General features: G+C 49.1%; 31 protein-coding genes and 1 other RNA gene. 13 read left to right on the plus strand and 19 right to left on the minus strand.

Annotation, left to right across the window (positions count from 1 at the left end):
- Nucleotides 1–64: 64 nt before the first annotated feature.
- Nucleotides 65–210, plus strand: a non-coding RNA gene (locus ACED36_RS14280) — RtT sRNA.
- Nucleotides 211–520: 310 nt separating this feature from the next.
- On the opposite strand, the gene ACED36_RS14285 is transcribed toward ACED36_RS14280, so the two are convergent.
- The 12 genes from ACED36_RS14285 to flgA all read right to left on the minus strand — a co-directional run bounded on the left by ACED36_RS14285 (nt 521) and on the right by flgA (nt 9,588).
- On the minus strand, nt 521–1,249 hold the full coding sequence (locus ACED36_RS14285) for a GntR family transcriptional regulator (protein ID WP_016959293.1): 729 nt from the start codon (nt 1,247–1,249) through the stop codon (nt 521–523).
- Between the two features lie 174 nt (nt 1,250–1,423).
- Nucleotides 1,424–2,365, minus strand: a complete 942-nt coding sequence (locus tag ACED36_RS14290; protein ID WP_016959292.1) for a transketolase family protein — start codon at nt 2,363–2,365, stop codon at nt 1,424–1,426.
- On the minus strand, nt 2,362–3,198 hold the full coding sequence (locus ACED36_RS14295) for a transketolase (RefSeq protein ID WP_371733447.1): 837 nt from the start codon (nt 3,196–3,198) through the stop codon (nt 2,362–2,364). The genes ACED36_RS14290 and ACED36_RS14295 overlap by 4 nt, the downstream gene beginning before the upstream one ends.
- 52 nt (nt 3,199–3,250) lie before the next feature.
- Nucleotides 3,251–4,603 carry a PTS ascorbate transporter subunit IIC gene (locus tag ACED36_RS14300; protein WP_371733448.1) on the minus strand — a complete coding sequence of 451 codons (1,353 nt, stop codon included), beginning with the start codon at nt 4,601–4,603 and terminating at the stop codon, nt 3,251–3,253.
- Nucleotides 4,604–4,614: 11 nt separating this feature from the next.
- On the minus strand, nt 4,615–4,881 hold the full coding sequence (locus ACED36_RS14305) for a PTS sugar transporter subunit IIB (RefSeq protein ID WP_016959289.1): 267 nt from the start codon (nt 4,879–4,881) through the stop codon (nt 4,615–4,617).
- A 10-nt stretch (nt 4,882–4,891) separates the two neighbouring features.
- Entirely contained in the window at nt 4,892–5,335 is a 444-nt protein-coding gene (locus tag ACED36_RS14310; protein ID WP_017004962.1) for a PTS sugar transporter subunit IIA, read from the minus strand.
- Nucleotides 5,336–5,698: 363 nt separating this feature from the next.
- Nucleotides 5,699–6,406 carry a lytic transglycosylase domain-containing protein gene (locus tag ACED36_RS14315; protein WP_017004961.1) on the minus strand — a complete coding sequence of 236 codons (708 nt, stop codon included), beginning with the start codon at nt 6,404–6,406 and terminating at the stop codon, nt 5,699–5,701.
- Entirely contained in the window at nt 6,403–6,846 is a 444-nt protein-coding gene (locus tag ACED36_RS14320; RefSeq protein ID WP_017004960.1) for a flagellar protein FlgN, read from the minus strand. The genes ACED36_RS14315 and ACED36_RS14320 overlap by 4 nt, the downstream gene beginning before the upstream one ends.
- A 24-nt stretch (nt 6,847–6,870) precedes the next feature.
- The gene (flgM, locus tag ACED36_RS14325; protein WP_017004959.1) at nt 6,871–7,152 is read right to left on the minus strand and encodes a flagellar biosynthesis anti-sigma factor FlgM; all 282 of its coding nucleotides are present in this window, start codon (nt 7,150–7,152) and stop codon (nt 6,871–6,873) included.
- A 216-nt stretch (nt 7,153–7,368) separates the two neighbouring features.
- Nucleotides 7,369–8,157, minus strand: a complete 789-nt coding sequence (locus tag ACED36_RS14330; RefSeq protein WP_017004958.1) for an AraC family transcriptional regulator — start codon at nt 8,155–8,157, stop codon at nt 7,369–7,371.
- Between the two features lie 25 nt (nt 8,158–8,182).
- The gene (locus ACED36_RS14335) at nt 8,183–8,713 is read right to left on the minus strand and encodes a YbhB/YbcL family Raf kinase inhibitor-like protein (protein ID WP_017004957.1); all 531 of its coding nucleotides are present in this window, start codon (nt 8,711–8,713) and stop codon (nt 8,183–8,185) included.
- 122 nt (nt 8,714–8,835) lie between these two features.
- Nucleotides 8,836–9,588 (minus strand): flagellar basal body P-ring formation chaperone FlgA, encoded by a 753-nt coding sequence (flgA, locus tag ACED36_RS14340; RefSeq protein WP_371733490.1) that lies wholly within the window; start codon nt 9,586–9,588, stop codon nt 8,836–8,838.
- A 147-nt stretch (nt 9,589–9,735) separates the two neighbouring features.
- Here flgA and flgB point away from each other — a divergent pair, with 147 nt between their 5' ends.
- The 12 genes from flgB (at nt 9,736) to ACED36_RS14400 (ending at nt 19,980) form a co-directional block, all read left to right on the plus strand.
- A complete protein-coding gene (gene flgB, locus ACED36_RS14345) occupies nt 9,736–10,098 on the plus strand; it encodes a flagellar basal body rod protein FlgB (RefSeq protein WP_016959281.1) in 363 nt (120 codons plus the stop codon).
- A 2-nt stretch (nt 10,099–10,100) separates the two neighbouring features.
- Complete coding sequence (gene flgC, locus ACED36_RS14350) at nt 10,101–10,535, plus strand: flagellar basal body rod protein FlgC (RefSeq protein WP_016959280.1); 435 nt, start codon at nt 10,101–10,103, stop codon at nt 10,533–10,535.
- Nucleotides 10,536–11,216 carry a flagellar hook assembly protein FlgD gene (gene flgD, locus ACED36_RS14355; RefSeq protein ID WP_016959279.1) on the plus strand — a complete coding sequence of 227 codons (681 nt, stop codon included), beginning with the start codon at nt 10,536–10,538 and terminating at the stop codon, nt 11,214–11,216.
- A 38-nt stretch (nt 11,217–11,254) separates the two neighbouring features.
- Nucleotides 11,255–12,451 (plus strand): flagellar hook protein FlgE, encoded by a 1,197-nt coding sequence (flgE, locus tag ACED36_RS14360; protein ID WP_016959278.1) that lies wholly within the window; start codon nt 11,255–11,257, stop codon nt 12,449–12,451.
- An 11-nt stretch (nt 12,452–12,462) separates the two neighbouring features.
- Nucleotides 12,463–13,197: a flagellar basal-body rod protein FlgF gene (flgF, locus tag ACED36_RS14365; RefSeq protein WP_017006383.1), complete on the plus strand. Its 735-nt coding sequence runs from the start codon at nt 12,463–12,465 to the stop codon at nt 13,195–13,197.
- Nucleotides 13,198–13,223: 26 nt separating this feature from the next.
- Nucleotides 13,224–14,009 carry a flagellar basal-body rod protein FlgG gene (gene flgG, locus ACED36_RS14370; protein WP_016959276.1) on the plus strand — a complete coding sequence of 262 codons (786 nt, stop codon included), beginning with the start codon at nt 13,224–13,226 and terminating at the stop codon, nt 14,007–14,009.
- Between the two features lie 120 nt (nt 14,010–14,129).
- Nucleotides 14,130–14,801, plus strand: coding sequence for a flagellar basal body L-ring protein FlgH (flgH, locus tag ACED36_RS14375; RefSeq protein ID WP_017004951.1), 672 nt, complete (start codon nt 14,130–14,132; stop codon nt 14,799–14,801).
- Nucleotides 14,801–15,970 (plus strand): flagellar basal body P-ring protein FlgI, encoded by a 1,170-nt coding sequence (locus ACED36_RS14380; protein WP_016959274.1) that lies wholly within the window; start codon nt 14,801–14,803, stop codon nt 15,968–15,970. Before flgH ends, ACED36_RS14380 begins: the two co-directional genes overlap by 1 nt.
- 10 nt (nt 15,971–15,980) lie before the next feature.
- Nucleotides 15,981–16,628, plus strand: coding sequence for a rod-binding protein (locus ACED36_RS14385; protein WP_016959273.1), 648 nt, complete (start codon nt 15,981–15,983; stop codon nt 16,626–16,628).
- A complete protein-coding gene (gene flgK, locus ACED36_RS14390; protein WP_371733450.1) occupies nt 16,629–18,002 on the plus strand; it encodes a flagellar hook-associated protein FlgK in 1,374 nt (457 codons plus the stop codon).
- 23 nt (nt 18,003–18,025) lie between these two features.
- Nucleotides 18,026–18,922 (plus strand): flagellar hook-associated protein FlgL, encoded by an 897-nt coding sequence (flgL, locus tag ACED36_RS14395; RefSeq protein ID WP_017004948.1) that lies wholly within the window; start codon nt 18,026–18,028, stop codon nt 18,920–18,922.
- A 17-nt stretch (nt 18,923–18,939) separates the two neighbouring features.
- Entirely contained in the window at nt 18,940–19,980 is a 1,041-nt protein-coding gene (locus ACED36_RS14400; protein ID WP_371733451.1) for a flagellin, read from the plus strand.
- A gap of 6 nt (nt 19,981–19,986) precedes the next feature.
- Here ACED36_RS14400 and corA read toward each other — a convergent pair whose 3' ends face one another.
- The 7 genes from corA to fliL all read right to left on the minus strand — a co-directional run bounded on the left by corA (nt 19,987) and on the right by fliL (nt 25,569).
- Nucleotides 19,987–20,943 (minus strand): magnesium/cobalt transporter CorA, encoded by a 957-nt coding sequence (gene corA / locus ACED36_RS14405; RefSeq protein ID WP_016959269.1) that lies wholly within the window; start codon nt 20,941–20,943, stop codon nt 19,987–19,989.
- A gap of 215 nt (nt 20,944–21,158) precedes the next feature.
- A complete protein-coding gene (locus tag ACED36_RS14410; protein ID WP_016959268.1) occupies nt 21,159–21,914 on the minus strand; it encodes a transporter substrate-binding domain-containing protein in 756 nt (251 codons plus the stop codon).
- Nucleotides 21,915–22,043: 129 nt separating this feature from the next.
- A complete protein-coding gene (locus tag ACED36_RS14415) occupies nt 22,044–22,328 on the minus strand; it encodes a hypothetical protein (protein WP_016959267.1) in 285 nt (94 codons plus the stop codon).
- Between the two features lie 141 nt (nt 22,329–22,469).
- A complete protein-coding gene (locus ACED36_RS14420; RefSeq protein ID WP_371733452.1) occupies nt 22,470–23,462 on the minus strand; it encodes a flagellar motor protein MotB in 993 nt (330 codons plus the stop codon).
- Complete coding sequence (gene motA, locus ACED36_RS14425; protein WP_371733453.1) at nt 23,462–24,319, minus strand: flagellar motor stator protein MotA; 858 nt, start codon at nt 24,317–24,319, stop codon at nt 23,462–23,464. The genes ACED36_RS14420 and motA overlap by 1 nt, the downstream gene beginning before the upstream one ends.
- 9 nt (nt 24,320–24,328) lie before the next feature.
- Nucleotides 24,329–25,057 carry a FliA/WhiG family RNA polymerase sigma factor gene (locus tag ACED36_RS14430; protein WP_016959264.1) on the minus strand — a complete coding sequence of 243 codons (729 nt, stop codon included), beginning with the start codon at nt 25,055–25,057 and terminating at the stop codon, nt 24,329–24,331.
- Nucleotides 25,058–25,068: 11 nt separating this feature from the next.
- Entirely contained in the window at nt 25,069–25,569 is a 501-nt protein-coding gene (gene fliL, locus ACED36_RS14435) for a flagellar basal body-associated protein FliL (protein ID WP_017007277.1), read from the minus strand.
- Nucleotides 25,570–25,584: the final 15 nt, after the last annotated feature.

Raw genomic sequence — 25,584 nt, forward strand, 5'->3', positions numbered from 1 at the left:
AAATCCCTATTTCTCCGCCAAATTAGATTAAGCCCGCTCAGTGAGCGGGCTTTTTCGTATCTGGAATAAGCATTTATAAATAGGGTGCAGAATCCTAGGCTTGGGTTCAGCCGAGCGAAGCGAGACAACGTTGCCCCGACGAAGTCGGAAAGGCGACGGCCCGAAGGGCAAGGGAGCGCAGCGACAGAGTAAATCCCTATTTCTCCGCCAAATTAGATTAAGCCCGCTCAGTGAGCGGGCTTTTTCGTATCTGGAATAAGCATTTATAAATAGGGATGCAGAATCCTAGGAGGGGGGGACGCCTAGTCTTCAGCCGAGCGAAGCGAGACAACGTTGCCCCGACGAAGTCGGAAAGGCGACGGCCCGAAGGGCGTGAGCGAAGCGAACAGTAAATCCCTCTATATCACGATCTGGCTCCACCAAATGAGAAAAGGCCGCTGTTCTTTCGAAAGATACAGCGGCCTTTTTGCATTTACCCGCCTTGGGCTATATGCGGTAGATCACGTCCAGAAGAACAAGACTAGCGCTTTGTGACCTGATGGATATTGAACAAATCACTATTAATTGTCGCAACGGTATATTCAAATGGGGTTCCATCCTCAAATGAAACTAACTCCCTAAGCTCTATCATAGCTTGTCCGGTGTCCACGCCTAGCATTTCTGCCAGTTCCGTATCATGAAGGTTAAACGCTGAGATATCTTGTTCCCGCATTTGTACTTTCTTGCCTGTCAGTCGTTCCATGTAGCCGTATTTTGAGTGCTCGATCTGATTAAATTCGAAGCCATGGCAGATAGCGACGGGGATATGCGTCTGTTCAAAAGAGACAGGCATATTGCCAAAGCTCATCAATCGCTCGAGATAGTAGACCTGTTCATTGGGCTTAATACGCAACGCATGGGCGATTTGCACGGTAGGGACTTGAATTATTGCGCTAGAAACCACACGCCTGACTGCACTTTGGCCAGCCTGTTGTGCCTGATGATCGAAAGGGGAGAGTTCGTGAAAATTGCCGCTTTGCACAGGTAGGCCGGAGCCAACATAAAGTCCAGAACCTTTAACGCGATAAATGACGCCTTGTTCAACCAAGTAGCGTGTAGCCTCACGAACTGTTGAACGTGTAATACCGATGTGCTTGGCAATGCCTGCTTCAGTATCCAGTTTGTCTCCTGACTTCAGGTTAGCTGACGATATTTTTTGTTCAATAAAGTCGATAACTTCCTGCTGCTTCCCTGTCACTTTGATGGTCATAGTGTTCTTATAATTATCTTGTTCGATGATTGTAATGGCCCGCGTTTAGGCAATGTCGTGCAGATAAAAAAACTGGTATCTACATGAAGATACCAGTTAGCAGTGTATGTTATTGCGCGGTGAAAACAAATACGCTTGTTTTACCGTGAATGACCGATTTTGGTTACGGAGTAGTTACTTGTCAGCTAATACAGAGAAGCAGAAATCGGCAATACGTTCAGCGCTGATCCCATAGGCATCTTTGAGGTAGTCTAAAGAACCAACCTGACCATATTGTTCATTCACGCCAAGCTTATGGAATTGCTTAAGCGCGACACCAGAGGAAAGCAATTCGCTTGCTACCGCGTCACCCAAGCCACCGATAGTATTGTGGTTTTCAATGGTGATTACTCGCCCCGTTTTTTGCGCGTACTTCACGACGAGTTCTGTATCCAGCGGCTTGATGGTGTGCATATCGATCACAGCAACGGTAGCGTCTGTATTGTTTTCGATGATTTCCGCAGCCTCAAGTGCATCATGAACACAAATGCCTGAGGCAATAATTGTCAGCGTTTCACCATCGTTTAAGACGTTACCTTTGCCGATTTCAATGTCGCTTTCTGACTCATACAGCGCAGGAACATCTTTTCGTGTTGAGCGAATGTAGTTAACGCCCTTACGGTGATAAGCATGGCGCATTGCCGCGCGCAGAACGTGTTCATCGGACACATCGACGATCGTGGCATTCGGAACCAAGCGCATGAGGCCAGTGTCTTCAAATGGCATATGCGTGCCGCCATTGGTCACAGCTGTCACACCCGCATCACTACCGAAGATGTTAATGTGTTGGCCAGCATAGCCGCCAGCGAGGAAAATCTGATCATAGCAACGGCGTGTTGCGAAACAGCCAAAAGAGTGTACAAACGGCACTTTACCAACCGCAGATAAGCCAGAAGCTACGCCAATCATGTTGGCTTCTGCGATGCCGCATTGCAGAAAATTCTTCGGAAAAGCGTCTGCAAATTTGCGGGTGCTGACACTGCCCATCAAATCGGCTTCCAATACCATGACATCATCATGTTGTTCAGCCAATTCCATCAGCATTTCTGCATGGATAACTCGAAGTTCTTTGCTCATTTTAGTTCCTCAATTTTTGCATCCAACAGGGCTATGTCTGCTTCAATCGCAGCGCGCAAATTGTCGTCTAGGCGTAAATGGTGGTTTGCAGAAATGGAAACCACACTCTGCATGCCTTGGCCTTTTTCGGTATCGAGAATAATGGCGGTAGGGCGGTCATTCGTTGCAATGGCTTTTTCGATGACGTCACAAATCGCTTCAACATTTCCACCATCAACAGACAGCGATTGGAAACCGAAAGATTCGAATTTCTTCTGAAGGTCAAACGACGCTTGAATGTCGTTGATGTCACCGTCTAGTTGGCGTTTATTGTTATCAACAAAAACCACCAGATTGCTGAGTTTGTGGTGGGCGGCAAACTGAATCGCTTCCCAGCATTGGCCTTCTTGAAGCTCGCCATCACCGACAATGGTAAACACGTTGGAATCTGAACCTGCAGCCATACCAGTGGCACATGAAATGCCTTGACCGAGCGAGCCTGTTGTCATGTCGACGCCCGGTGTTTTCTTCATGTCGGCATGGCTTGGCAAATTGGTGCCATTGGCGTTGATGGTTTTTAACCAAGATATGTCAAAGAAACCGCGCAATGCCAATGTGGCGTAAAGCGCTGGGCCAGCATGACCTTTTGAAAGTACAAACAGATCGCGGTCTTTCATCTGAGGGTTTGCTGGGTCGTGCTTTAGGTAGCGACCGTAAAGACAAGCAAGGGTTTCAGTGACAGACAGACAACCACCAAAGTGTCCATAACCCATGTTTAAAAGTGCTGTCGCCATTTCTTTTTTGATAGACAGATTGAATGACTCAATCTGACGCAGATCAAGAGAAGATTGCATAGTTACCTCGGGGGAATAGGGTTAGCGGGCTGGCACTCAGCCCGCTTGGGAATTAGTTGTTTTCTGCTGCTTGTGGTGTTTTCTTGCCCAAGAAGTTTGTGCTAAGTACAAGGCCTGCGACCACAGCAATGCCCAGCACTACCGCTTCTTTGCCAATCATTGCTAGGTAGCCAAGGAAGATACCTGTGATAGCGAAATCAGAGTCAGAGAACGTTGTGTTGGCAAAACCAAGGTCACCCAAAACTGGCAGTAACCAAAGGGTTAGGAAGGTAATGACGACACCATTAACGAAAGCGCCAACAGCTGCGCCACGACGACCACCGGTTGCGTTACCGAAAACGCCCGCTGTCGCACCAGTGAAGAAGTGAGGAACGACACCAGGAAGGATGAGTGTTAGCTCCATCACACCCAATATCCCCATGCTCACTAAGCCACCTAAGAAGCTGCATAAGAAACCAACCAGAACGGCATTTTGCGCGTAAGGGAATACGATTGGGCAATCTAACGCTGGCTTAGCGTTAGGTACTAATTTCTGAGAAATACCGTTAAAAGCAGGGACGATTTCCGCAAGAACCAGACGCACGCCTTGAAGGATAACGAACACACCTGCAGCAAAACCAATCGCGGTCAAAATCGCGTAAACGATAGGGTTTTGGCCATTACTCAAGTTCTCCATGACAAACTCAGAGCCTGCCGCCAATACAAGGATGAGGTAGATAATACCCATGGTTAGAGAGATTGAGATTGAAGAATCACGAAGGAACACGAGGTTCTTTGGTAAGTTCATTTCTTCTGTGCTTTTTGAACCTTTACCGACCCATTTACCAACAAGACCTGAAGCGACGTAACCAAAGGTAGAGAAGTGGCCAAACGCGACGTCATCACTGCCTGTTATCTTACGCATGAAGGGTTGTGCCATGGCAGGGAAAAGCACCATGATAAGACCCAACGTCACCGAGCCGAGGAACACCAGTGTAGCACCTGTAAATCCAGCAACACTCAAAATGATGGCGATCATACATGCCATGTATAGCGTGTGGTGACCGGTCAAGAAGATGTATTTGAATTTACTAAAGCGAGCGAAGAAGATATTTGCGACCATGCCAAACGCCATGATCATTGACGTTGATGCGCCAAAGTCAGCCATTGCTGTGGCATAGATAGCTTCGTTATTGGGTATAACACCGCGAAGGCTAAAGCCTTCTTCCATGAGCACACCCATAGGGGTGACAGCGGAAACAAGGATGCCAGCACCGCCGCCAATGACGATAAAACCAAGAATGGTTTTGATAGAGCCTTTGATGACATCGGAGCTGGATTTCTTTTGAATCGCCAAACCTAGCAGAGCAACTAAGCCAATTAGAATGGCTGGAGTACTAAGAATATCAGTGATGAAGTCAAGCATAGCCACACCCTCTAATTACGGTTTAAGTAAGCTTCAATCTTTTCTTTCATTGCGACTTTGTCGGTGATGTTAGGAATAGAAATAACATCGCCTGCATGAATACTGTCAGCCAAATCCTTGGTACAAATGAACACGTCAGCCATGTCCGGTGTCACTGAGCCCAAATCCGTGTGCTCAACGTCTGCATCGATACCCAAATCACGCATAATTTCTTTTACTTTCATTTCGATCATGAAAGAAGAACCAAGACCTGTGCTACAAACGGCCATAATACGCATAGTGTTACCCTCAATATTTTTTAATTATTTCAATGATTTCTTGTGTGTTCTGAGCATTGATAACAGCGAGGACATCCTCGTCGTTACAGAAAAACTCAGAGATAGAAGTGATCAATTCGATATGTTGGCTGCTGTCTTTGGCTGCCAACAAAAGAAGCAGTTTTACTGGGTCGTTATCTTCGCTGTGGAATTCGACACCGTTGCGGACGATAAGCAATGAAAGTGAGTTGTTGACGACACCCTCTTCAGGACGGGCATGTGGCATGGCTATCATTGGCGCGAGGACATAGTAGGGGCCAAGATCCAATGTGGTCTTAACGATCGCATCCTTGTAATCCGTTTTGATATCGCCAGATTCAATCAATGGCGCGCAGACCAAGTCGATGGCATTTTCCCAATCTGATGCGGAATCAATAATGGAAATTCGTTGTTCAGAAAGCAGCGTCGAAAGCATACGTATCACCTTGCTTATACATCTGTTAAGTTGTCTATACAGGTTGAATGTACGTGTTTTATCAAGGCTATTTTGTGATGTGCCTCTTAGTGATGACTGAGCAAAACAGCCAATTAACCATACTGTTTGAGTGGTCACATGTCGGGTTTATTTCACTGCGTGTAAGAATGAAAGTGAGATCTTATGCTAAGAATGAATGATAGAACGGTGATAAGTGTGGCCGAAATGTGTGGCTACTTTTGGGAGATTTGTATTTTACAAAGTTAGCGCGCCGGAAATGGCCTGTAAATTCATTGTGATGAACTTTAGCCCTGCCGTTTTACATCACTTTTCGCTCGTACTTATGTATCAGGCTTGAGCAGGTTATAAGTCAATCAGGCGAGGAATAGATGTTAGGTCAATCAGCGGCCTTTTAGCCAAACGTGCTTCGCCCGCGAACAACAGCATTGGTTCGAAATGTTCGTTATCAAGTGCTTTCACATTCACCAGTTCATTCAACCCATAAAATCGGCTCACGTACTGAGTGGTTTCTTTAGGTAATTTGAGCGATGAAAATACGTTTGTTCCAGCGCGCTTTATTGCCCGGGAAACCCGTCCTTCTCCTGCGTTATAAGCGGCGAGTGTGAGGGCTAAATCACCATCAAACTTGTGATGCAAAAATTTCAGATATTTGATGGCCGCATCGGTACTGGCATAGGCGTCAAATCGCTCGTCTTTGTCGCTTTCAACCGTTAATCCAAATCGCTTTGCGGTGGCAGGCATTAACTGCCACAGGCCACTTGCACTCGCTGAGGAAACGGCGGAAGGGTTGTATGAGGATTCCAGCATTGGGATGAGAACAAACGCGCTAGGTAAACCTTGGGAACGGAGTTCACCGAGAATGTGGTTCACCAATGGAGAATATGAATCAAACTGGCTGAGAATTTGCGTTTTATAAGGGGCGAGAACGCGGAATTCTTGTTCTATTTGGTTTTGCGTTGGAGCGGCGCTAAGTGAAAGAGAAACAACCAAAGAACACGCAAAGATAAGGGTTATGCGTGCTGTAGCGTACGTCAGCGTGGAGCGTATCACGATTGACCAATCTGCTCGTGATAGGTGTGGTTTTCCGATTGATTTAACTGGTTCAACATTTCGTGGAAACTGGCGGAAGTCTGGCCGTTTTCCGCATTGTATTGCTGACATTGCGTGATCAAGTCTTTCAGTATCATCCACTGCTTTCTTGCTTGCGGAGCAATGCTGGGCGGAAGAGCGTTCAGCAATTTTTTTGTACCTGCATCGTCTGCCGTTACGCCAATATTTGCCAGGCACTGCGAGCGCTCAATGGCAGTGCACTTTACCTGCTCAATGATGGGTAACTGTTTGCGAATGTTGGTTTGAAGCGCTGGCGCATCAAACTGTAGATAAAGGCCACGTTGCGCGATGATCAAAGGCAGTAATTGGTTGTATTGTTTTATGTCACTGCTAATGGTACGCAGAAATTGTTGAATATGTTGGGTGGCAGTCGATGCCATGTCCGTCCCCTCAATTAAGGTGTGTTATTCGTGGCCTGTGTGAAACTGCATGACGGCCTGTGATAGCGCCTGCATGTCTAAACTCAATTCGCCACGCTGAAGGGCAGTACGAATTTGTTCTACCTTTGCCATGTCAATATTCGGCATAGAGGCCAATTCTTGCTGGGCTTTACTGATTGCCGCCGTATTGGTGTTGAGTTGTGTTTCAACAACTGATGAGCGAACAGGCGTTTCAGCCGATTTGGTGGCCGTTTGATTCAGTGAGCTTTGCTGAATGTGGCCGCCCGCAACTTTATCGATTTTCATGTTTAATGTCCTTGTTCATCACTTATAGGATAAATGCGACCATCTTGATGACAGGATTAAATACGAAACGCATTTTTGATGAAAAGTGATGGTTTGTTGGAGAGAGTTACTCGGGTCACTGGTGATTTCGAGCTTTTTAACCGAGAGTTGCCAAGCTCAGTCCAATTTTTTCTTTAATTTGATGAATTTGTCGCCAATCGAAAGTGGTCGAAAACGTTACAGCGTTTGCACATATTGCTTTGGCGTTACTCCAAACACATCCTTGAAACGACTGGCGAAACGGACTTCGGATTGGTAGCCACAAGCGAGTGCGATATTGAGCTGAGTGCGTGATTTTTGCATCAAAGAAAGGGCATATACCATTCTGATGTTAGTGAGCACTTGCCTAAAAGAGGTCTCTTCAGAGGCAAGCTTACGTTTCAGTGTCGCTGGGCTCATGGAAAAGTGCGTGGCAACCGTATCGATGCTGTGCGCATCGCCGGGATTGAGGCTGAGATAACTCGCGAGTTGTTCTTTCAACGCCCCTTCTTTGCTTGGAAACAAAAGATGCAGAGACCCCGCGGCTTTTAGTTCAGCATAAAACCCGTGAAGGAACTGACGCTGCGTGTCAGCTGCCAAGTTTTTCTCTGCCATCTCGTAGAGCGTGTCGAAACAGTAAGCGAGTTGTGGCGTCACGCTGACGCGCGGTTCGCTATTGACAGCGTTTGATGCTGAAGCTGCGCTGCTCGATAAATCTTCTAGCCATTCAGAGGGCGGTGGTTCTAGGAAGGTGAGGGTACGGGAATAAAATGTTGTCTGTGACGGTTCATTCACAAACGTAAGATAATGACTGGCGGGCACAACCAGCCAGTCTTCTTGCGTGTAATGACGAGGATCATCTTGCCACCAAAGCTTTTTGTAGCCTCGGTTCACCCAGATAATAGTTGGCGCGTAAATCAACACATTGCGAAGCGGCTGCGAAGTCACACCGCGAAACTGCCCTGCCTGCACCAAAGTCATCGTCATCCGTACCCTCCGTTTTTGCTTTTACTTATTCGCTCACATAGGTTGCAGTGAGTGTCGCTTTGTCCAGTGCCGATGCATTTAGCATGTAGCCAATCAGGGCGTTGGACGGGTTATCTGGCAGTTCAAGCTTTTCAGTTGGTAATGCCCAAATGGTAAACTGATAACGGTGCATGCCATGACCTTTTGGTGGGCAAGCACCGCCAAAGCCAATTGCGCCATAATCGTTGCCCATTTCTCGGGCGTCTTTCAGTTTGCCCGATATGCCGCGTTCAACGCTTTGTTGCGATGATGGAATATCTAACGCGACCCAGTGCCACCATCCGCTGCCTGTCGGGGCGTCGGGATCATAGGCAGTAATGGCAAAGCTTTTTGTCCCTTTCGGTGCATCCTTCCAGCTCAGTTGTGGTGACAGGTTATCACCTGTGCAACCAAAGCCTTGAAAGGCGAAGGTCTCAGCCATGCGAGTCCCTTCTTGAATATCTTGGCTGGTTAACGTCAGTGCTTGGCTACCAAAAGACACGGCGGCGATGAATGGGACTAAAAATATGGTTTTCATGGTGGCTCTCCTTTGCAATCTGTGAGAACGAGAATATCAACCACCGCTTGAGCATTCTCTACAGAATGGCTCAATGTGAAACCAAATGGCACATGAAATGAGCTTTTTGGTGAAAAATTCAATTAAAACTGTGTATGAACCTGATTTAAACCTGTCACCAGTGCACGAACTACTTTCTCTGATGACAGATTTTGCACATCAATTTGCTGGCCCTTCTTCCCATTTTCTAGCGCCACCCCTTTGGTGCTGGCGGTAAAGCCATTTTTGCTGGCAATTACCACGACTTCATTGCCTTTTTCCACTAATGGAATCGCGCTTAATTTAGCGGGGTTTAAGACATAACCCGCGCGAACACGGCGTTGAGTTTGATGATCCGTGGCATCGGCTATGGATGTGAAAAAGGCATCGTCTCGGGTCAGTGTTCGAGCTTCCAATTTCAACGCTTTTGCAATCACCGTGTCGCCCCGCTGAAGGGCCGTTAGGGTGACCACTACTGGCAGGGTGATCGCGCCTTTGATCGACACGTTCATTCTCCACGGGTTGTTGAGATCTTCGCAACGCACGGAACGTTTGAGATGACCAATCGGCAGTGATTGATGGTCGCGACCTTCAATCACAAGCGAAGACTGACATGGCGGCAGGTGGCTGACGGCACGCGGCACGCGAATATCAAATGTCAGGGTGTAATCAGGCCAGTGACGAGACTGAGCGGTGTGTGCCACTTCGTCTTGATAAGCACGACCCACTACGTCTGTGATCGTGGCTTCTGACAACATGATTTCTGACTTCGACTTCTCCTTTGCAAACGCTGTTGAAGCGCCTAGTGCGCTCAATACGAACAGGGAAAAAAACACAGAACGAACGACAGGAACCATGGACTTCCCTTTGCTAAGTAATACTTCCGATAGGCGGAAGTTGGCTTTCCCTTTGTTTTTATATCTCATTGATTTTTAATAATTATATTTCTGGCATGCATCTTGTAACTACCTGTGGGTATTCGAAATGAATTTAAGGAGAGAGGCATGGCAATCACGTTTGAACAAGCCTTGGGTGTGCACCCGGACGCGCTGAATTTTCGCGTTCAGCGTACCAAAGTCCTTGCGAGTAACCTAGCGAATGTTGATACGCCGGGATACCTCGCAAAAGACCTGAGCTTTACCACTGTGATGAGTCAAATGTCGTCGGGAAGTGTCACTAAACAAATCCCAAGCATGAAAATTGGCGCTCAGTACGCGATCCCTTATCAGAACAGCAAAGACGGAAACACTGTCGAGCTTGGGGTAGAGCAAGCCAAATTCACTCAAAACAACATGGATTTTCAAACCAGCCTGACCTTTCTGAACATGAAGTTTTCCGGCTTGGCAAAAGTGATTGAAGGACGCTAACCATGTCATTTACCGATATTTACACCATTGCAGGCTCGGCGATGAATGCGCAAACCGTGCGCTTGAATACCGTGGCCAGCAACCTCGCTAACGCCGATTCAGTGTCGGCCAATCCGGATGATGCTTACAAAGCGCTTAAGCCGGTTTTCGCGACGGTGTACAGCAACACCCAATTGGTCGCGGGCGAAAACATGTATCCGAATGCGGAAGTGCGCATTGTCGATGTGGTGCAAGCGCAAAATCAGGCTGAAAAACGCTTCGAGCCGAACAGTCCGCTCGCGAACGATGAAGGTTATGTCTACTACCCAGGTATTGATGTGGTGTCAGAAATGGCCGACATGATGTCTGCGACGCGTAGCTTCGAAACGAACGTCGAAGTGATGGCGAATGTGAAAAGCATGCAGCAGGGTCTGCTGAAATTGGGACAAGGTAGCTAAATGAGTATTGCACACTACACCGCCATGTCTGCGGACGCACCAATCACCGCGAGAAGCGAAGACGCCACTGTGTCTAGTAACCCTCTTGATACAAACAGCGCCAGCTCTTTGGAAAACGAATTCATCACCTTGATGGTGGCGCAAATCCAGAATCAGGATCCGCTTAACCCGCTTGATGGCACCGAATATGTCAGTCAGCTTGCACAGTTCTCACAAGTACAAAGCATGGAAAACATGTCGGGAACCATGCAAAACAGCATGGTGCTGCTCGACAACATGCAGGTGCTTTCAACCGCGGGTTTGGTCGGCCAAACCGTGTATGTATCAGGCAATGAGTTTGAGCTTGGTGAGGGCATTCAGAACGGAAAAGTGGAGCTTGCCCACGCATCCAATCAAGTCACCTTGGTGGTAAAAGATGCCTACGGACAGAAAACAGAAGTGCCGTTGGGTGCTCACCAAGCTGGCGATGTTGATTTCTCTATCGACCCAGAAAAGCTCGGATTGAAAGCGGGTGAATACACCGTATCAGTCAACGTTCAAGACGGACAAGCTAGCCCTAACGTCTTGTTGGCCGGGCAAGTTGAACAAGTTCGCATTCCAAGCACTGGCGGCGCAGCACTGGTCAACATTACCGGTGTCGGCAGTGTTCCTTTCTATCAAATCACGCAGTTTGGCGCATAACCAAGCCATGACCATCAAACAAGGATAAGAGGATAACCATGAGTTTTAATATTGCATTGAGTGGTCTGGACGCGACCAACGCAGAACTGAACACCATCAGCCATAACATTGCCAACGCTTCAACGTATGGATTCAAAGGGGCACGCACTGAGTTTTCTGCGGTGTATAACGGCATGCAACCGGGCGGCGTGGAAGTGGCGTCAATCTCGCAAAACTTTGATAAGAACGGCTCAGTGACAGGTACGGGTCGCGCCATGGATTTGGCGATCAACGGCTCGGGTTTCTTTGTCACCAAAGACAGCGCAGGCCAGAATTTATATACCCGCTCAGGCGTATTTGGCACGGACAAAGATAACTATGTCGTGTCCAATGCAGGTGCCAAGCTTCAAGGCTACAGTGTCGATGGCGCCGGAAATTTGCTTTCGGGATCGGTAGGGGATGTGCAAATTTCGACATCATCTCTGGCTGCCCAAGCCACAAATAAACTCGATTTCGTGGCTAACTTTGATGCCAGTGCGGAAGTGATCGATCAAACGACGAAACCTTTTGATCCTAATGACCCAAGCTCGTTTAACTCGTCATACACCAGCAAAGCTTATGACTCCCTCGGTAATTCACACACCGTCACCCAGTACTTCACTAAAACCGCCGATAACCAGTGGCAGGTCAACGTACAAGTCGATGGCAGCACAGCCCCAGTTCAAACCGTCGCGGTAGATTTTAATGAAGACGGCACGCTGGCTTCACCAACGGGCACGTTTAACGTTGCATTCCCTGCGGCGGGCGCGAATCCGGTCAGCATTGATATCAGCCTTGCTGGTAGCACTCAGTTTGGTGCGGCGTTCGGTGTCAGCACCAACAATCCGAACGGTTACACCTCCGGTGAATTGGCGGGCGTGCGTGTGGAAGACAACGGCATGATCTACGCGACTTACACCAATGGTCAGTCGCAGCTTCAAGGTCAGGTTGTGTTAGCAGATTTTGCTAACCCACAAGGTTTGGCAACGGTGAGCGGCACAGCGTGGACGCAAAGCTATGGCTCAGGCGCTCCGATCATCGGCGTTCCGGGTTCAGGCACCTTGGGCGGGTTAACACCGGGTGCACTTGAAGGCTCGAACGTCGATCTGACGACAGAATTGGTGAGCTTGATGACCGCTCAGCGCAATTATCAGGCGAACGCGAAAACGATATCGACCAACGACAAACTGACCCAAGCGCTGTTTAACGCGATTTAACGGAGCGCAGCATGGATAGTTTGCTATTTACCGCAACCTCAGGCGCAAGCCGTGTGTTGAAAGCCCAGCAGGTTCGCTCTAACAACTTGTCGAATGCCGATACCGCAGGCTTTCGCGCTGACATGGAGCGTATGCAAAGTGTCGAAGTGAAAGGCGCGGGATTTGATGGTCGCACCTTGGCGGTCACTAACTCCGCCATGACGCGCTTTGATTCTGGAGATGTAACCAAAACCGGACGTTCGCTCGACGTGGCGATCATGGGTGATGGCTTTATGGCGGTGCAAACGCCAGCAGGTAACGAAGCCTATACCCGCGCGGGCAACATTAAGGTCGATAACTTTGGCGCATTGAGCGTTAACGGTTTTCCGGTGCTGGATGCGGGTGGCGGCGCATTGGTATTGCCGGATTATCAGAAAGTTCAGATCAGTGAGCGCGGTTTGGTCTCAGTCGTGCCGCCGGGTGGCGGTGCGGAAATTCAAGTGGGCGCACTGAAACTGGTCAACCCTGATATCAGACAGATTCAAAAAGAAAGCGATAGCTTGTTGCACAGCATTGATGGTGCGCCGTTTGATGTCGACCCAAGGGTGCAAGTGGCATCTGAACACATTGAAGGCAGTAACGTGTCTGCCATTGATGAACTGGTTGGGGTTATGTCGCTGACGCGTAACTTCGAGATGCAAATACGCATGATGAAAACCGCAGAAACATTGGCGCAGGCTGGCAACAAATTAATGGCGGCGCGTTAACTCACGCCGCGATAGGAGAGAAAGCAATGCACTCATCATTATGGGTAAGTAAAACGGGGATGGCGGCGCAGGACACCAAGATGACTGCCATTTCTAACAACTTGGCAAACGTCAATACGGTCGGCTTTAAGCGTGATCGCGTGGTGTTTGAAGATCTGTTCTACAGCATTCAACGTCAGCCCGGCGCGCAAGTGGACGACATTAACCAACTGCCGACAGGTGTGCAGTTGGGCAGCGGTGTGCGCGTGGTGGGGACGCAAAAAGTCTTCACCCAAGGCAACACACAAAACACCAGTCAGGAACTGGATTTGGCTGTGATGGGTCAAGGTTTTTTCCAGATTGAAAACTCAGACGGCCAGATCACGTATTCCCGAAACGGCCAGTTTCACGTTAATTCTGAAGGTTTGATGGTGAACAGTCAGGGTTTGCCATTAGAACCACAAGTACAGATCCCAGATAACGCGGTATCTGTATCCGTCGGTGTCGATGGCAACGTGTCAGTGACCACCGCGGGCGATCCTGCGCCACAAAATATCGGTCAAATCACGTTGGCCAAATTCATTAACCCAGCCGGTCTAGAAGCAGTCGGCGGCAACTTGTTTCGTGAAACCGAAGCCAGTGGTTTAGCGGAAGAACTGATCGCGGGTGAAGACGGCGCGGGCAGCATCAAGCAAGGCGCACTGGAAGGTTCAAACGTGCAAGTGGTGGAAGAGATGGTCGACATGATCACGACGCAACGTGCATATGAGATGAACGCCAAAGTGGTGTCGGCCGCAGACGACATGCTCAAGTTTGTTGCGCAGTCGATTTAGTCAGTTAGGACAGTAGTCTCACTAGCTATTACGTTAACAAGCGCATTAGCAATCGCGTCAATAAAAGAAAAGCGCGCGAACGGTGAAACAGAAAGAGTGGTGATGATGAAGGATAGCGCAATGAAATGGCTTTCTATGAGTGGGTTGCTGGTGATGATATTGCTGACAGGTTGTGCAGGCCGTCAGGAATTCACGCCACCAAAACCGGATGCGGAAGAGTATGCCCCGCCAGTATTGGATTACTCGTTACCCGAAGCGAAAGACGGCAGCCTTTATCGTCATCAATACAGCATGACGCTGTTTCAGGATCGCCGCGCTTATCGCGTCGGCGACATCTTGACTGTCTTGCTGTCGGAAGAAACCGAGTCGCGCAAAAAAGCCGATACCAGCTTTGGAAAAAGCGCGGGTGTGGGTTTTGCTGCGCCTATCTTTGGCTCCAATACCCTCGATGGTGCAGCGGTGAATATTGATGCAGACCGAAACTTTGATGGCAGTGCATCGAGTTCCCAAGGCAATAAATTGCAAGGAGCGATCACGGTGACGGTGCATGAGGTCATGCCCAACGGTGTACTTCGCATTAATGGCGAAAAGTGGCTGCGCTTAAATCAAGGCGACGAGTTTATTCGCCTGACGGGCATTGTTCGTGTGGATGATATCAACCGCAGCAATCAGATTTCCTCCCTGCGAATCGGTGATGCTCGCATTACCTATGCGGGACGTGGTGCATTGGCTGATAGCAATGCTTCTGGCTGGATGACGCAATTCTTCAACTCGCCATGGGTGCCGTTCTAATGAATCAACGCAATACGATATTTTCGTCTCTGCTACTGTTTTTGTCTCTGGGCATCTCGGCAATGACCTTTGCTCAAGATGTTAAGTTTGCTCAAAACGGCAATACAGAAGGTGGAAAAACGGAAATCAAAACCCCGATCATGGATTTGGTCGATATTCAGGGCATTCGTCAAAACCAATTGGTTGGTTATGGCTTAGTGGTGGGCTTAGACGGGCAGGGTGACCGTAACCAGGTCAAATTCACGTCTCAATCCATTACTAACATGCTGCGCCAGTTTGGTGTGCAAATTGATGCCAATACCGATCCGAAACTGCGCAATGTGGCCTCAGTGAGTGTCACTGCCGTCGTCGACCCAAATGTAGGCTCAGGTCAGGCGATCAACATTGTCGTCTCCTCAATTGGCGATGCCAAAAGCCTTCGTGGTGGCACCTTGCTTCTCACGCCATTGCGTGGCGTTGATGGCGAGGTGTACGCCGTGGCACAAGGCAACGTGGTGGTGGGAGGCGTGACAGCAGAAGGGCGCAGCGGTTCGAAAACCACGGTTAATACCCCAACCACTGGCCGTATTCCAAACGGTGCCACCATGGAACGTGAAATACCGTCTGATTTTAACGAACGCGAAAAAGTGACGTTGAACCTGCGCAAAGCAAGCTTCACCACGGCTAAAAATATCGCTCGAGAAATCAACACCACGTTTGGTCCAGATGTGGCGATGGCCATCAACAATGCACGCGTGGAAATGCGTGCGCCCAAAGACACGCAGCAGCGCGTGATCATGCTGTCCATGCTAGAGGAAATGAGCGTGGCACAAGGTCGCAAGCCCGCACGCGTGGTATTCAACTCTCGCACGGGCACAGTGGTGATCGGTCAAAACGTGAAAGTTGGCGAAGCGGCGGTGAGTCACGGCAACCTGACGGTGACCATTTCAGAAACCCAACAGGTAAGCCAGCCCAATGCCTTTGCCGATGGCGAAACGGTCACGGTCGATAACTCTGAAATTGATATCAATGAAGATCAGGCGCAAATGGTGATTTGGCCGCCAGGCACGGATCTCAATACTATCGTGGGTGCTGTGAACAGTCTCGGCGCGACCCCGACTGATCTGATGTCCATTCTGCAAGCATTGCACGAAGCGGGTGCGCTCAGTGCTGAACTGGTCGTGATTTAAGGAGCCGATAATGAAAGTAGAAGGGTTGCACGATCAGACGCGAATGAGCTCAATGCTTTATCACGACAACAGTGCCTTGGCGAAAATCAAACACAGTGCCGATCAGCAAGGGGCACTAAAAGAAGTGGCAGGGCAGTTTGAAGCTATGTTCTTGCAACTGGTGTTACGCCAGATGCGCAGCAGTAGCGATGTATTGGCAGACGAAGACAGCCCATTTTCGAGCCAGCAATACGGCGTGTTTCGCGATATGTACGACGGTCAGCTCGCGATTGAAATGTCGAGAAAACAAAGTGCCGGTATCGCGGACATGTTAGTCAAACAGCTTGGCCCTGCGGCCATGCAAGCCAATGGTGTTTCGTTGCAAGGCAGTGTTGAACAACGAGCCGCTAAGACGAAGGCAGATGCCAACGTGATAGCGTTATCAAAGAGCGGCATTAATAGCGGCGGCATGAAAGAAACACACAATTTGGCCGCCAACGACGAGTTTTGTGTCATCAAGGCGGAAGCAAGATCACAAGCTCACATTGCGCCCAATTTTAATCGCTGTAACAGCCTTAACAATGCCGATGTAAACGTCGCCTCAGTTAACCAACAGCGCAACGACGTGGGCACAACCACCGCGTTTTCACAGCCGCTAATAAGAAAAATGGAGCTGTAGATGAACCTCATTAATATCGCGATGACGGGTCTGAATGCCAACCGAGTGGCGTTGGAAGTGACGGCGCAAAACGTGGCTAACATCAACACACCGGGATATAGCCGTCAGCAAGCACTGACCGCATCAATCGGCGGTGCTAAACAAGATTCGCTAAGTGCGGGCATGGGCGTGGAAGTCACCAGCATTCGCCGTGTCACAGACGGATTTTTGGTCAAACAGCTTTGGTCAACCAACAGCTCCGCGTCTTATGCAGCAGGTTACACCACGAGCATGGGGCATCTGGAGAACACGTTAGGTGCAGATGGCTTTAGTCTGTCGACGGGCTTGGATTCGATGTTCGCGGCACTGAATGACGCTACCACCAAACCAGAATCTCAGCCCTTGCGTCAGCAAATCATCAACGAAGCTGAAGCCTTATCTCGACGCTTCAATGCACTCAACGATGCCCTGCATCATCAACACAAAGACATGAGTGACCAGCGCACCGCCGCGGTTTCGCATGCCAACAGCTTGCTCGGTAATATTGCTGCGGTTAATCAGCAAATCATGGAAATGAAAGGTGCGGGCGGTCATTCCGCGCAGTTACTGGATACCCGAGATCTGCTGATTGGTGAGCTTTCTACCGTCATGGAAGTGAAAACCACCGAACAAGGAGATGGCACGGTTCAAGTGACATTAGCATCAGGCCAACCTTTGGTGATGGGCGGCGACGCAGGTCAGCTAAAAGCGATCCCCGATCCGAATGACAGCTACATGGCCAGTTTGCAGGTTGAATTTGGTAAGCAGAGCTTTGCTATCAGTGGCTCAGTAGGTGGCCAGCTCGGCGCACTCAATGATTACCAAACCGAGGTACTTAAACCCAATCAAGTTGCCATCAACGACATGGCACGCGCATTGGCTGATGAATTCAATACTGTGCTAGCAACTGGCACGGATTTAAATGGCGATGCAGGGACACCGCTATTTAGTTACGACCCGTCTAATCCTGCCGCGAGTCTCACGATCACCGATATCACCTCGAGTGAATTGGCGCTGTCTAGCGACGGCACGCCGGGTAACAGTGATGTGTTGAAGCGCTTGATTGAAATCAGCAATAAGCCTGTTGATGTGACGGGATTTGGCAATGTGTCCTTGAACGATGCATTCACCGCCATGGTGGGTGAAACCGCGATAAAAGCACGTCAGGCACATTCGGATTATGAAGCCAAATTAGACATGAACCAGCAAGCACTGGCACAACGCAACAACCTCAGCGCAGTCAGTAGCGATGAAGAAGCGGGCAACGTGATGACGTTCGCCAATGCCCATAACGCCAACATGAAAGTGATCAGCACCGCCAACGAGCTGTTCAATTCAGTCTTGCAGTTGTTCTAACGGTTTAGGTTTAGGAGAAGAGTATGAGAGTCAGTGATACCCAATTCAGTCAAATGATGCTTCAGAGCCTGCAAATGAACAATGCAGGGCTAGGCACTGTACTTCAACAAATGGCAACGTCAGACCGCCTTACAAAATTGTCCGACGATCCAATGGCCTCAATCAAACTGCTGAACCTTGAACGTGAAGGTGCGGCGATTTCTCAGTATCAGACCAATATCGCCAACGTGAAAACCACGCTTTCCAGTCAGGAAGTGTATTTGGATTCGGTGAATGAAAGCATGAAAAGCATGCGTGATCTGGTGCTTTGGGGCGCGAATGGTACGCTGACTGACGAAGATCGCGCAGGCATGATCACCGAATTGGAGAGCCTACGTGATTCCGTGGCATCGTCGTTTAACGCACAGGACGAGGAAGGCCACTACCTGTTCTCGGGCACACAGACGGATACAGCCGCCATTTCCACTGCCACGGGCGATTATGTGGTGGAAGGTAACAGCGACAAACGCGTCGTCACGGTCGCCAAAGGTGTCACCATGGAATCAAACATGACCGCCAAAGACATCATGGATGTGGGCGGCACCAATGTATTAAATCAAATTGATTCCCTGATTGAAGAGTTCAAAAACCCAACCGCAGATTTCAGAAATCAGGTTGAAGCGACCATCAGCACCATTGATGCAACGTCTGGTAACGTCTTAGGCGCAATGACCGAGATAGGTGGTCGTCTGAATAACCTTGATTTGATGGACAGCACTCACGGCGAAAATAAGCTCTTCGTTGATAAGGTGAACAGTGACATTTCTGCGCTGGATTACGGCGAAGCCTCGGTACGCCTGAGTAACTACATGGCAGCACTTCAAGCCACACAAGCAAGCTATGTGAAGATCAACGATCTCAACTTGTTTGACCGCATCTAACGCTAGGAAAACGATTTATGGCAATGAGTACGGTAGAGGTGAGACCTCATGGTATACGGCTAACCGGCCATGAGCAGGCATCCATCACCCCGTCACGCTCGCCAGACCAAGGCAGTATTCAACCCCAGCAATATCCAAACACCAAGGCTGACACTACGTCAGCCTATTCCGTTTCTACAATGCGCTTGGCGCAAGGCCAACAGCATGCCACGTCGGTGCAGATTGCATCTAAATCGTTGCAACAGGTGGGCAAAGAACTCAGCAAGATGAAAAGCGGTCTGACACAGGCCATGACACACGGCGTGCAAAATACACCAACCCTGAAAGACACGCTCGCGCAAAGCAAAAAGAGTATCGAAAATACGCTCCAGCAAGCCCGTTTTGACGGCAAACGCGTAGTGGACAATGAACTGCGCGTGAAGCTTGATAGCGCGGACATTCGCCGCTTTTCAATCCCAGGGCTGAATGTGAACCGCCTCAGCGAGCGCGCAGAACAAATTCGTCTCGATTTTCCGCAAGGTCAATCTGTGATGATCCCATTTGATGGGGTGTCAGACGGCAACAAAACCATCAAAATATTGGATCGCAGCCTGATCCCAATGGGCATGCGAGCGTCACTGGCCAACGACGGAACCATCTTGTTTGAAGCGCAAGAATCGGCCTACAGCCAGATGCAACAAAAAGTCATGGTGACAGGGCAGGGCTATCGTTTTCCGGCGGGGCAACCGAATACGCTTACATTGAAACCTGATCCAGAAGGCATCGCAGAACTGAGCTTTGATTTAAGTGGTCGTGACGGCATCAAAAAGACCATCGCGCGTGTGAATCAGCATATTAGACAGGTCCACGCGGGCCTGGAAGACGTGCGTTCCTTTCACAACGAACTCTCCACCCAAATGAACGCCCTACGCCAACAAGAACCTGCGATAAAAATCGACGATGTGAACCAAAAACTCGCCCAGCTTCACGCATCGTCAGGTCAGTTTACCAAGACTTTTGAAGCACTGAATGCCCAAGCTAACGTGAAACGACATAGTGTGGTGGCGTTGTTGAAATAACGAGTATTACAACCAACCCTTCTTCTTGAAATAAAACAGTGGCGCGAAACCTGACGCAACCATCAACCCGAGCGCGAAGGGATAGCCGTAGTGCCAGGAGAGTAAGGGCATGTTTTCGAAGTTCATGCCGTAGATACTTGCGATTACAGTAGGAGGGAGGAAGACGACGGCGGCGATTGAGAAGATCTTGATGATCTGGTTTTGTTCAATGTTGATAAAGCCTTGCGTCGAGTCCATCAAGAAGTTGATCTTGTCGAACAAAAAGGTGGTGTGAGAGAGCAGGGCATCGATGTCTCGCACGATTTCATTCAAATCTTCACGATGTTCGCCACGAGACTGTAAATGACGCAGTAAAAAGGAAATGGCGCGTTGGGTATCCATTAAACATAACCGCACTTTACCGTTACTGTCTTCCTGTCTGGCCAATTTGCTAATGCATTCTTCCAGATCTGAATCATCGTCTTCCAGTACGGCGTGACTGATCTTCTCCAACTCGCGATGAAGGTCCTCCAGCATGTCAGCGTGGTTTTCAACTTTCTGTTCCAAGATAGTCAGCAACAGGGTTTCGATGTCTTTGCAGTGAACCTGACCACGACGTGCGCGGAGTCGCAGTAGGCGGAAGTCTGCAATGTCTCCATCACGAATCGTGATCAAGCGTTGGCTTTGCAAAATGCTGGCGACAGAAACCGTGTTGTACTTGCCTTCACTTTTCGCCAAAAACAATGAGTGAACATGTAGGCCGCGTCTGTCGACGAAAAAGCGAGCTGAGGACTCAATTTCTTCCACATCATCAGATTCAGGCAATTCAATCTTCAATAGCGAACTGACCACGTCACGTTCGTGATCGGAAGGGTCGTGTGCATCAATCCATGACGCTTTGGCGATAAGGTGGTTGATGTCTTCATAGTCATAGGCGTGAATCTCAATGATCACCCCTGATTCGATGGTGAAGAAGCGTAGCATATCGACCCCTTAACTATTCCGAAAAACGGCAACACCGAACTAAATGTGCGGCCGCAGAAAAAGAATGCGTACTTCAGTGTGTGTTTATAACGTCGAGAGTTTCAAGGTAGACAGGTGATTGTTGTCAGCGCATCACACTAGAAAGAAAACCCCCAAACAAGCACAGACGCTGTGTCGCCTGCCAATTCGCAGCAACACGAGCGCCGCTGTTGTGTCTATTTCAGGTTGTTTTTCTGCATCAGTTCGTTTTGCACACCCTTGAGCACCATCTCATCCATGATGAAATTGACAGTATTGAGCAAGCGTTGCTCGCCTTCAGGAATGAGGTAGCCAAACTGGCTGCGAGTGAAAGGTTCATCGCAGCGAGAAGCCTCGAGGCGATCATCCGTCACTTCATAGAAAATACCTTCCGGCGTTTCTGTCACCATCACATCAATATCACCGCCAGCAACGGCTTTTGGTACATCGAGGTTGTTCTCGAACTTAGCAAACGTCGCGTTGGGTAGATGCTTCTCGGCGAATTTTTCGTTGGTTCCGCCAATGTTCACGCCGACGCGCACTGAAGGCTTATTCACCTCTTCCAAGGTATCGAACTTATCGACGTTTCCTTTTGCAACGAGGAAGCACTTGCCGAATATCATGTATCCCTGCGTTTGTTCTGCCGACAGTTGGCGAGACATTCGGCGCGTGATGCCGCCCATCGCAATATCGTATTTATCTTCTTGTAGATTGCTGACCAGCCCTTTCCACGTGGTGGGAACAATTTCGAGTTTTACCCCTAACTGATCAGCGACATGTTGTGCCACATCGATGTCATACCCGGAATAGTTGGTGCCATCAAAGAACGAAAAAGGCTTATAGTCGCCCGTGGTTCCGACGCGAATGACACCCGCTTTCTCAATGTCTTCCAACTGATCTGCTTGCGCGAACGCAGACAGCGCCATGGTGGCAACAAGTAACATTTTCTTCATCGCGTTTCCCTTGCAGTGATTGATGTGACTTTGAGCGTAACAGCAATGCAGGTTGGGATAGGTCAAACTATTGAGATAACGAACAAAATAGCGATGGTGGTGAACGAAATAGAGCTGAAAACAGCGTGTTTAGATGAGAAAGAAGAAATACAAAAAGCAGACAAATGCCAGCAAAGTCGCCGACAAGGTGGGGTAGATGATGTAGCCATCTTGATGTGAGGTTCGCTGAAAGCAAAGCACCGAAAGCAATAAGTTGTAGAGCATCAAAAGCGTACTGATCAAAGTGCCGCCATTGAGCGTTAAATTGGGTAGCAGAAACAAAAACAGCGTCAACAGCACGTAATCAAGCACAACCAGCCAAAGTAAGGCTTTTTTCAGAGGGTCTTTGTGTGGCGCGTCAGCGTGAGTATGCATAGTGGGCTCATCAATGCAGTAAAGCGGAAAATGATCGAATTAACGTATTGGGTAAATATCGGCAATCAAGGTAGAAAAAAAATGTCGGGACGTGGTCTAGATAAACAGAAAAGACCAGACTCGTCTCCCGACATTAAACGGTTACAAATCGTGGAGCGACGTGTCTTCGTTTTCATCATCAACCGAGTAGTTGATCATGTCATGGCGGATAACCGGTTGGTTAAATCTGGCTTTCTCGCGCGCTTGCTCCAACTCGTTACCTGTTTGGCTACCGAACAAGGTTTCCAACACTTCAGCCGCAGGCGTGGTGAGGATGAAAAGCTCAATACGCCTATTTTCAGACGATTCAGGATCGTCATGATTAAGTAAGGCGCGATCTGACATGCCTGTTACTTGCCACACGCGAGTGTCGGGCATTCCGCCTGCCACCAAAGTTTTGCGTGCCTGATTTGCGCGGTTGGCGGAGAGTTCCCAGTTAGACGTGGTTCCAAAACCACTGCGAAAACGAGTCGCGTCCGTATGACCGCTGATGATCAGTGGGTTTTCAACGCGGTCAAAAACCGGGGATAGAGCCAGCAAAAGATCTTCAAAAAACGGTGTGAGATCCGCTCCGCCTCGGCTGAACATGTGTTGTCTGAAATCATCTTGCAACACAATCCTTAGCCCTTGTGGTGTGACGGTCACATTCACATTGCCTGATGCTTTCACCTGACGCGCCATTTCTTCAACCACCTGAGCCAGCGCCAACAAGCGTTCTTGAGTGTCGAACGTGCCGCGGATCAAGGAATCCGTTTCAGGGCCATCGCCGTCGCCTTGAAAGAAAGAACTCACGGTCTGGTTGGCGTTGTGTTGACTTGGCACCGAAGAATCTGATGCCAAATCAATTGGGGAAAGGCTTTGTGAAGAATCGAAGGGATTACCAAAGCTTTTGTCGAACACGCTGGCGGAATGCAGATTCGCCATAATGGCTTTGCGCTCTTCTTTATCTGCCACCTGCATAACCCAGAGCACGAGGAACAGTGCCATCAGTGCAATCATGAAGTCGGCAAACGCCACCTTCCATGCACCGCCATGGGATTCTTCATGCGATTTATTTTTTGCTCGCTTGAATACCACGTGTTCTTGTCTTTGCATTATCCCTCCTGTTCAGCCAGCCACTTCTCCATTTGGTTAAAGGTGGGTTTGATGTCTAGCTGAATATGTTTGCGGCCGGCGTCAATCGCGAGCAGTGTTGGCTTTTTAGCGACGTAAGCCACCAAGGTGGCACGTACACATTCATAAGCGGTCATCTCGCGTTTTACGCGCTGAGCCATGGCGTTACTGGCGGGATCTAAGAAGCAATAACAACCGAAGATCCCCAAAAATGTTCCGACGAGGGCAGCCGCAACGTGATAGCCAATCATGGCGATGGAACCGTCAATGGCACTCATGGTAATGATGATGCCGCCAACTGCCGCCAAAATACCGAATCCCGGCAAGGCTTCTGCTGTGCGTTGCAATGAACGCGAAGGCAAAAGCAAATCGGTTTCAATGGCATCGATTTCTTGTTCGAGTAATCCCTCTAATTCATGAGGCGACATTTGACCCATTGCCATTAAACGCAAATTGTCAGTAATGAAGGAAACAAGGCGATAATCTTTCGCAACCAGTGGGTAACGCGCAAAAAGTGTGCTTTCGGCAGGGTTTTCAATGTGTTTGTCGAGGGATTTAAAGCCGCCGCTGCGCACGGTTTCGAGAAGCATCTGCAATAGTGCCATCAGCTCCATGTAGTGTTCTTTTTCGTTACGCGGACGACGCAGTACGCGCATGAACTGCAAGCGCATTTCTTTGAGCACTTGAGGTGGGTTACCGACGATCAAGGAACCGACTGCTGCACCGATGATGATCAGAAATTCCGCGGGCTGCCATATTGCGCTAAGCTTGCCACCTGCCATCATGTAGCCGCCAAATACACCCACCAAAATAATGATGGCGCCGAGTAATTTTTGCATCTGAGACTCCTAGGATGACAAATAGTGATTGAGTTGTTTGAGCGCCTGTTTATGAAGCTGACAGATGCGTGGTGGTGTCAGATCCAACACAAGCGCGATTTCATGCAGGTTTAAATCGTGTTGATAAAACAGCGTCAGTAACAGCTGGTCGCGTTTGGAAAGCTGACTGAGCGCGGTTTCAAGGCTCATACGCATTTGCTCGTGGATTGTTCCGTCGTAGTGCCCGTCGAACTGACTTTCAGCGCCGTTTTCAAGCAGTTGATCGAGGCTCTGCATTTCCCCTGCAAGCGTTGCACTTAACCGCGTGTGGTAGTCGCGCTCGTCAGTACCGAGTGCTTTGATGATTTCCGTATCTGTGGGTTGTCGGCCAAGGGCACGGGTTAAATCACGGGTGATATCGTTAAGCTCATGGGCTTGTTGGCGAGTTTTGCGTGAGCGCCAATCCAGTCTGCGCAGTTCATCGAGAATGGAGCCGCGAATACGGCAAACGGCAAAGGCCGGAAATTGAGGGTCGTCGACATTGCCATAGCGGCGTCCTGCTTCTAGCAAGCCAATCAAACCGATCTGCTGCATATCTTCGATGCTGCAATGTTGATTAGCATGTACCCGCAGTTGATTGACGACGCGTTTGACTAAGATTTGATGTTGCGCCAATAAGCGGTTTTCATCGATAGGCTGGGAGGGAGCTGTGCTCACTTCCGTATCGACGTAACCGTCTTGGAAATTCATGTCCAACATGAAGCCACTCCTTATTGCACCACATATTTGGTCAGCAATACGTCATCGATGTCGCGGACAATGTCGGTTTTCGCAAAGGCCAGCAGTAGGGTTTGTTTGACTTCTTCCTGCAAGGTTTCAACCGCGCCGTCTTTTTGCAGATCGTCGTAGTGCTTGTTGGCGAACAATTTGAGTAAGGCGTTTTGTACCATCGGCATGTATTCATCAATGGCTTCGATGCGTTCGGGATGACGGGTTTCAACCGCGAGTTCCAGCATCACAAAATGGGTTTGACGATTACCCTTGACGGACAAGACGATTTTCTCAAGCGCGTGAAAGCTCGGGCCATTTTTTATGGTTTCTTGTTCAAACAAAAATGGCAGGGAGAAGCCCTCGAATGATGGGGTTTCTGCTGCCGATATCTTTTGCGCGTTCTGCATGTACCAAAGCCCACCCAAGGTGACGCCCGCAGACACTAACGCGCTGGTGATGATCATGGCGCCAGAGAAGACGAGTAGTTGTTTTTTGTTCATTGTTTTTCCTCGTGG

This window comes from Enterovibrio sp. FF113 (assembly GCF_041439165.1).
GTDB lineage: Bacteria > Pseudomonadota > Gammaproteobacteria > Enterobacterales > Vibrionaceae > Enterovibrio > Enterovibrio norvegicus_A.

Coding starts and splice junctions, on each gene's coding strand:
- ACED36_RS14285 (WP_016959293.1), bottom strand. CDS start 1,249: ATGACCATCAAAGTGACAGGGAAGCAGCAGGAAGTTATCGACTTTATT.
- ACED36_RS14290 (WP_016959292.1), bottom strand. CDS start 2,365: ATGAGCAAAGAACTTCGAGTTATCCATGCAGAAATGCTGATGGAATTG.
- ACED36_RS14295 (WP_371733447.1), bottom strand. CDS start 3,198: ATGCAATCTTCTCTTGATCTGCGTCAGATTGAGTCATTCAATCTGTCT.
- ACED36_RS14300 (WP_371733448.1), bottom strand. CDS start 4,603: ATGCTTGACTTCATCACTGATATTCTTAGTACTCCAGCCATTCTAATT.
- ACED36_RS14305 (WP_016959289.1), bottom strand. CDS start 4,881: ATGCGTATTATGGCCGTTTGTAGCACAGGTCTTGGTTCTTCTTTCATG.
- ACED36_RS14310 (WP_017004962.1), bottom strand. CDS start 5,335: ATGCTTTCGACGCTGCTTTCTGAACAACGAATTTCCATTATTGATTCC.
- ACED36_RS14320 (WP_017004960.1), bottom strand. CDS start 6,846: ATGGCATCGACTGCCACCCAACATATTCAACAATTTCTGCGTACCATT.
- flgM (WP_017004959.1), bottom strand. CDS start 7,152: ATGAAAATCGATAAAGTTGCGGGCGGCCACATTCAGCAAAGCTCACTG.
- ACED36_RS14330 (WP_017004958.1), bottom strand. CDS start 8,157: ATGACGATGACTTTGGTGCAGGCAGGGCAGTTTCGCGGTGTGACTTCG.
- ACED36_RS14335 (WP_017004957.1), bottom strand. CDS start 8,713: ATGAAAACCATATTTTTAGTCCCATTCATCGCCGCCGTGTCTTTTGGT.
- flgA (WP_371733490.1), bottom strand. CDS start 9,588: ATGGTTCCTGTCGTTCGTTCTGTGTTTTTTTCCCTGTTCGTATTGAGC.
- flgB (WP_016959281.1), top strand. CDS start 9,736: ATGGCAATCACGTTTGAACAAGCCTTGGGTGTGCACCCGGACGCGCTG.
- flgC (WP_016959280.1), top strand. CDS start 10,101: ATGTCATTTACCGATATTTACACCATTGCAGGCTCGGCGATGAATGCG.
- flgD (WP_016959279.1), top strand. CDS start 10,536: ATGAGTATTGCACACTACACCGCCATGTCTGCGGACGCACCAATCACC.
- flgE (WP_016959278.1), top strand. CDS start 11,255: ATGAGTTTTAATATTGCATTGAGTGGTCTGGACGCGACCAACGCAGAA.
- flgF (WP_017006383.1), top strand. CDS start 12,463: ATGGATAGTTTGCTATTTACCGCAACCTCAGGCGCAAGCCGTGTGTTG.
- flgG (WP_016959276.1), top strand. CDS start 13,224: ATGCACTCATCATTATGGGTAAGTAAAACGGGGATGGCGGCGCAGGAC.
- flgH (WP_017004951.1), top strand. CDS start 14,130: ATGAAATGGCTTTCTATGAGTGGGTTGCTGGTGATGATATTGCTGACA.
- ACED36_RS14380 (WP_016959274.1), top strand. CDS start 14,801: ATGAATCAACGCAATACGATATTTTCGTCTCTGCTACTGTTTTTGTCT.
- ACED36_RS14385 (WP_016959273.1), top strand. CDS start 15,981: ATGAAAGTAGAAGGGTTGCACGATCAGACGCGAATGAGCTCAATGCTT.
- flgK (WP_371733450.1), top strand. CDS start 16,629: ATGAACCTCATTAATATCGCGATGACGGGTCTGAATGCCAACCGAGTG.
- flgL (WP_017004948.1), top strand. CDS start 18,026: ATGAGAGTCAGTGATACCCAATTCAGTCAAATGATGCTTCAGAGCCTG.
- ACED36_RS14400 (WP_371733451.1), top strand. CDS start 18,940: ATGGCAATGAGTACGGTAGAGGTGAGACCTCATGGTATACGGCTAACC.
- corA (WP_016959269.1), bottom strand. CDS start 20,943: ATGCTACGCTTCTTCACCATCGAATCAGGGGTGATCATTGAGATTCAC.
- ACED36_RS14410 (WP_016959268.1), bottom strand. CDS start 21,914: ATGAAGAAAATGTTACTTGTTGCCACCATGGCGCTGTCTGCGTTCGCG.
- ACED36_RS14415 (WP_016959267.1), bottom strand. CDS start 22,328: ATGCATACTCACGCTGACGCGCCACACAAAGACCCTCTGAAAAAAGCC.
- ACED36_RS14420 (WP_371733452.1), bottom strand. CDS start 23,462: ATGCAAAGACAAGAACACGTGGTATTCAAGCGAGCAAAAAATAAATCG.
- motA (WP_371733453.1), bottom strand. CDS start 24,319: ATGCAAAAATTACTCGGCGCCATCATTATTTTGGTGGGTGTATTTGGC.
- ACED36_RS14430 (WP_016959264.1), bottom strand. CDS start 25,057: ATGTTGGACATGAATTTCCAAGACGGTTACGTCGATACGGAAGTGAGC.
- fliL (WP_017007277.1), bottom strand. CDS start 25,569: ATGAACAAAAAACAACTACTCGTCTTCTCTGGCGCCATGATCATCACC.